At 43.7% G+C, this 4,007-nt stretch carries 3 protein-coding genes; all 3 read right to left on the bottom strand.

From position 1 onward, the window contains the following. Positions 1–1,644, bottom strand: a 1,644-nt coding sequence (locus J6I68_RS02760; RefSeq protein WP_292217167.1) for a methyl-accepting chemotaxis protein, incomplete at its 3' end; no start/stop codon positions are given. Between the two features lie 590 nt (positions 1,645–2,234). Further along, a complete protein-coding gene (locus J6I68_RS02755) occupies positions 2,235–3,341 on the bottom strand; it encodes a hypothetical protein (RefSeq protein ID WP_292217165.1) in 1,107 nt (368 codons plus the stop codon). Between the two features lie 24 nt (positions 3,342–3,365). Continuing rightward, the coding region (locus J6I68_RS02750) for a DUF6033 family protein (RefSeq protein ID WP_292217162.1) at positions 3,366–4,007 on the bottom strand (642 nt) is incomplete at its 5' end.

The following is a 4,007-nucleotide window of genomic DNA, read 5'->3' as shown; positions in this document are numbered from 1 at the left end:
TTCTTTAAAGAACTCCATATCTCTGTTCAGTTTATCAGCAATATCCTTAAGACCATTTGCAGAACCAGCAAGAGTTGTAACTGTAGCCGAAAGCTCCTGCATGGATGCTCCTGTTTCCTCGGATGATGCTGCATTTTCTTCTGAGATTGCAGAAAGAGCGCTCATAACATCAACAACTGCATTCTTTGATGTATCGCATCTTTCAGCACCACTACTGATTGTCTGAACACCTCCAACAGTATCATTTATATCATTTATCATACCATTTATGCTTTGAATGGTCTCTCCAAGAGATGCCTGTTGTTCAAGGTTGGCGTCTTTGACATCCTTGGCTGCCACAACTGCTGCTCCTGCCTGTTCAAGAAGTTCTTCCATCTGCTTTTTGATATCATCAGCCATGATCTTAGAATCTTCTGCGAGTTTTCCGATTTCCTGAGCTACTACTGCAAAGCCTTTTCCTGCATCGCCAGCTCTTGCAGCTTCGATTGAGGCATTAAGTGATAAGAGGTTTGTCTGTGTTGCTATATTTGTAATACCCTCTACCTTTTCTGAGATGGTATCTACTGCATCCTGTGTCCTATGGATTGTCTCTGATATTTCATCTATCTTAGCCGTCATTTCACCGGAAGATTCCTGTAAGCTTGATAGTGATGCACTTGATACTTCCGAAGCCTCTTTCATCTTGCCCGCAAGATTTTCGAGGTTACTTGTCGAAGTCTGCACATCACCTACCGCATCACCGATATATCCTACGTTTGTTGATGCGTTCTGAATTTCATCTGCCTGCTGGGTAGCGCCAGATGCAATCTCCTGAACTGCATTTGATACGTCCTCTGCTGTCTGTGATATCTGATTAGCCATATCTGAAAGCTGGCCTGAGGATGTTCCTACTGCCGAAGCTGACTCTCTGATATTACCAACAATTTCTTTAAGCCCATCAATAAGAGTATTGGTATCATTTAGTGCAGACCCAATCTCGTCATTTCTGTTCAGGTACTTTTGGGCTTTTACAAATCTTCCATCGGCAAGAGCCTTTATGCTCTTACTTATCTCTCCTACTGCTCCAGCCATTGCCGTAGCTGACCTAAAGGCTACAAGAACAGCTACCATTAGGAGTGCTACACTTATGATTGCCATGATTCTAATGGACTTGTTTATCTGTGCTGATACCGACTCTCTTGATACTCCGGTAAAAGCCATTGCGTAAACATTACCTGCATCATCTTTAACTGGCACGTAAGCTACAAAGTAAGGTTTTCCCGCAACCTGAGTATTCGTTGATGAATACGTATGACCGTTATTGATTACTTCCTTGATAACCCCGTCTGCTGCCTTTGTGCCGATAACAGAAGAACCAAGAGACGAGTTCTTTCTGGTATCTCCATCGAACCAAGTATAATCATATCCGGTAAGATCTTTTAGCATGGTCTCATTCTCGTTGTCGCCCGCCTCTCTGTCAGTTACATGTACTGCTATATCCTTATAGACATAGGCAGATGCCATGAGTCCTTTTTCAATTTCTTCCTCCATGCCTGCTTTCATAAACAATATTCCGAGTACCAGGATAACTGCGGATAATATTACTGCAGGTATGACTGCCATTGCTACGATTCTTGCTTTTACTGAAAACCTTTTCTTTTGCATTTTTCTTTTCCTCCTCATAGGTTAAAATTGCGCTGGTCATTTGACGAAAAGCGTTTTAGATTTTCTTTGCTAGTTTTGTGCCCTTATTCCCGTTCTCCTTAATGGGGTAGTGAGGGCTTTTTCGAGACTCCAGGAGTTCCCTATCCTGTTTTCATATGTGCCGATAGGAATATTGTAGCTTTCACACATCTTTGAAATTGTCGGGTATCTGTTTCCCAGATGATCTCTGCACTCCTTTCCTGATTTTTCATTTTTTCCTCCACTAAATGTAGTTGTTTACTACTTAGTATTATCGGAGATTATACTAGATATATTTATATCTCTGACTAATATTTAAGTTGATAAAGCCAATAAAATGCACCCTGTTACGGGTGCTGTTTATATGTGGGTTTTGATAAATGCTTGCTATTATGCTGTGATTGTATCAGTCCTGAATCTCCTGCATCATAGTTGCATCGTCCTTGAAGTCGACCTTGTATGCGGAACGCATTTCATCAGCAGCAGTCTCGCTCACGCAGTCTCTTCTGCTTTTAGACTATACAAATGTGCCTGATTTTTAAGGCTTTTGGCGTCTTTAGCCATAAAACTTTTCATATTTGGATATCAAATGATGGCGCTGAAGCCTGGGGTGCTGAGATATCCATTCCCATCCCAATCCCCATACCCTGGGGCATACTCATGGATGTAGCAGGGGAAACTCCGCTGCCACCCATACCGGGCATGGAGGCGTTCTTTCCAAGTTCATGCTTGATCATGTCCTTGAGGTATTCCATGTTGGCTTTCATGATTGCTTTATCTTCGGAAGCCCTGTGTTTGCGCTTTAGTTCCTCCAGGTCCTCCTTGCTCATGTGAGGATTTACCACTTCCATGGTTTCCAGCATTTCCATGGCTTCCTCAAGCTGCTTAAGCTCTTCCTCACCAAACTCTGAGATCATCTCGTTGAGCTCTTTTAGCTCTTCTTCCGAAAAAGAGGCGCTGCCTTCCTGCATCTGTTCAAGGGCTTCATTCAGCATCTCTTCCCTTGCATCAAATATGGCGTCTTCCTTCTCTGCGATCTTCTCTTCTTCGGCAGAAGTCAGAGCACTCTGCATCTGAACCGAAGCATCTTTCTCACCCTCAAGCCTTTCGTCCCTTTTCTGAGTATTCTCCACCAGCTCTTCAAGTTCAAGGTGGTGCTTCTTTTTCCTGGCTACCATTTCCATGCGCTTTGCATGGGAAAGGGCAATCTGGAGTTCTTCCGCATCCCCCGAACCGGACGCAATCTTTCTTTTGAGCTTTAAGGTCTCTCTCTTTGCTGCAAGAACAGCCTGACCTGCGCTGATGGATGTCTTGGCTTGCTGGATCTTGGTTGCCACTGTTTTGTAATTATACTTCTCGGAATTGACGATCTCTTCGTCATCTGCAGCATCCGGGGAGCCTGACAGCTTGGAGAATCCATCTGTCTGATTTTTTGTGGAGGTGTTTTTATACTGCTCCTGCTTAAGGTCTCTGATCATCTGCCTCATCTGCTGGGATATGGAGGGCTTATCATCCGTCATCTTGTCTGTAAACTTTGAAAGAGGCGAGGCTGCATCACTATTTCCGGGCATGAAAGGCAGAGCACTTCCGGCAGATTTATTCCGGGTGCCCTGTCCCACTAAAGGAGCCTTCTGAAAATATGAACCATATGGACTTTGTGTATTAAACGATATATTCATAGCCGCCTCTTAAGGCTTTACACCTTATCCTTTAAAATCAACCCTTGTTCCAACGTTTCTCTCTGCATCCGTCACTACTCTTGAAGCTGCATTGTTATAGGAATAAGTCTGAACCTTTGACAAAAGATCGTCCAAAGAATTCGCTTCAATGATGTCATATTCTTCTTCGTATATCTCTTCGCCCTTCTTATCATCGGTTTTTTCGGCTTTGTTTTCTTTTGCCTTTTCTATGCGCTCTTCCTGTGCTTTTCTGGAAGCTTCTCTCTTCTCCTTGATCTTCTGCTGTTTCTTCTCGGCTGCTTTTTTCTCGATGCGTTTTTTCTGAAGATCCTGAGATTTACTTACAGTGGCAAAAAAGCTCTCGTTCCCATTGGAATCCACGCTCATTCCGAAGTTCTTGATAATGGATCCGCTGCTGGAAAGCCCCATCTTGGCCTGCATCATCTTGCTTTGGGATGAGGCAATGATCCCCTCATACTTATTTCTGAAGGACTCATCAGTAGCCATTCTCTCAAGCTTCTCTTCATCGATGAGCACCACCATCTTGTTGGCATTGCCGTAAGCTGCAGCGTTCTGCTGAACCTGGGCCTTCATATCCTTGCTTACTGTGATAAACTCCATGCCATGGAACTTGGCCTGAAGCTTACTAAGATAATCTTTGGCCTT

Source organism: Butyrivibrio sp. (assembly GCF_017940685.1).
Classification (GTDB): Bacteria; Bacillota; Clostridia; order Lachnospirales; family Lachnospiraceae; genus Butyrivibrio.
Note: the sequence above shows the minus strand (reverse complement) of the source record. Positions and strands in the feature narration are given on the sequence as shown.

What these genes read in the sequence shown, in the direction of transcription:
- J6I68_RS02755 (WP_292217165.1), bottom strand. Translation starts at nt 3,341, where the DNA reads ATGAATATATCGTTTAATACACAAAGTCCATATGGTTCATATTTTCAG.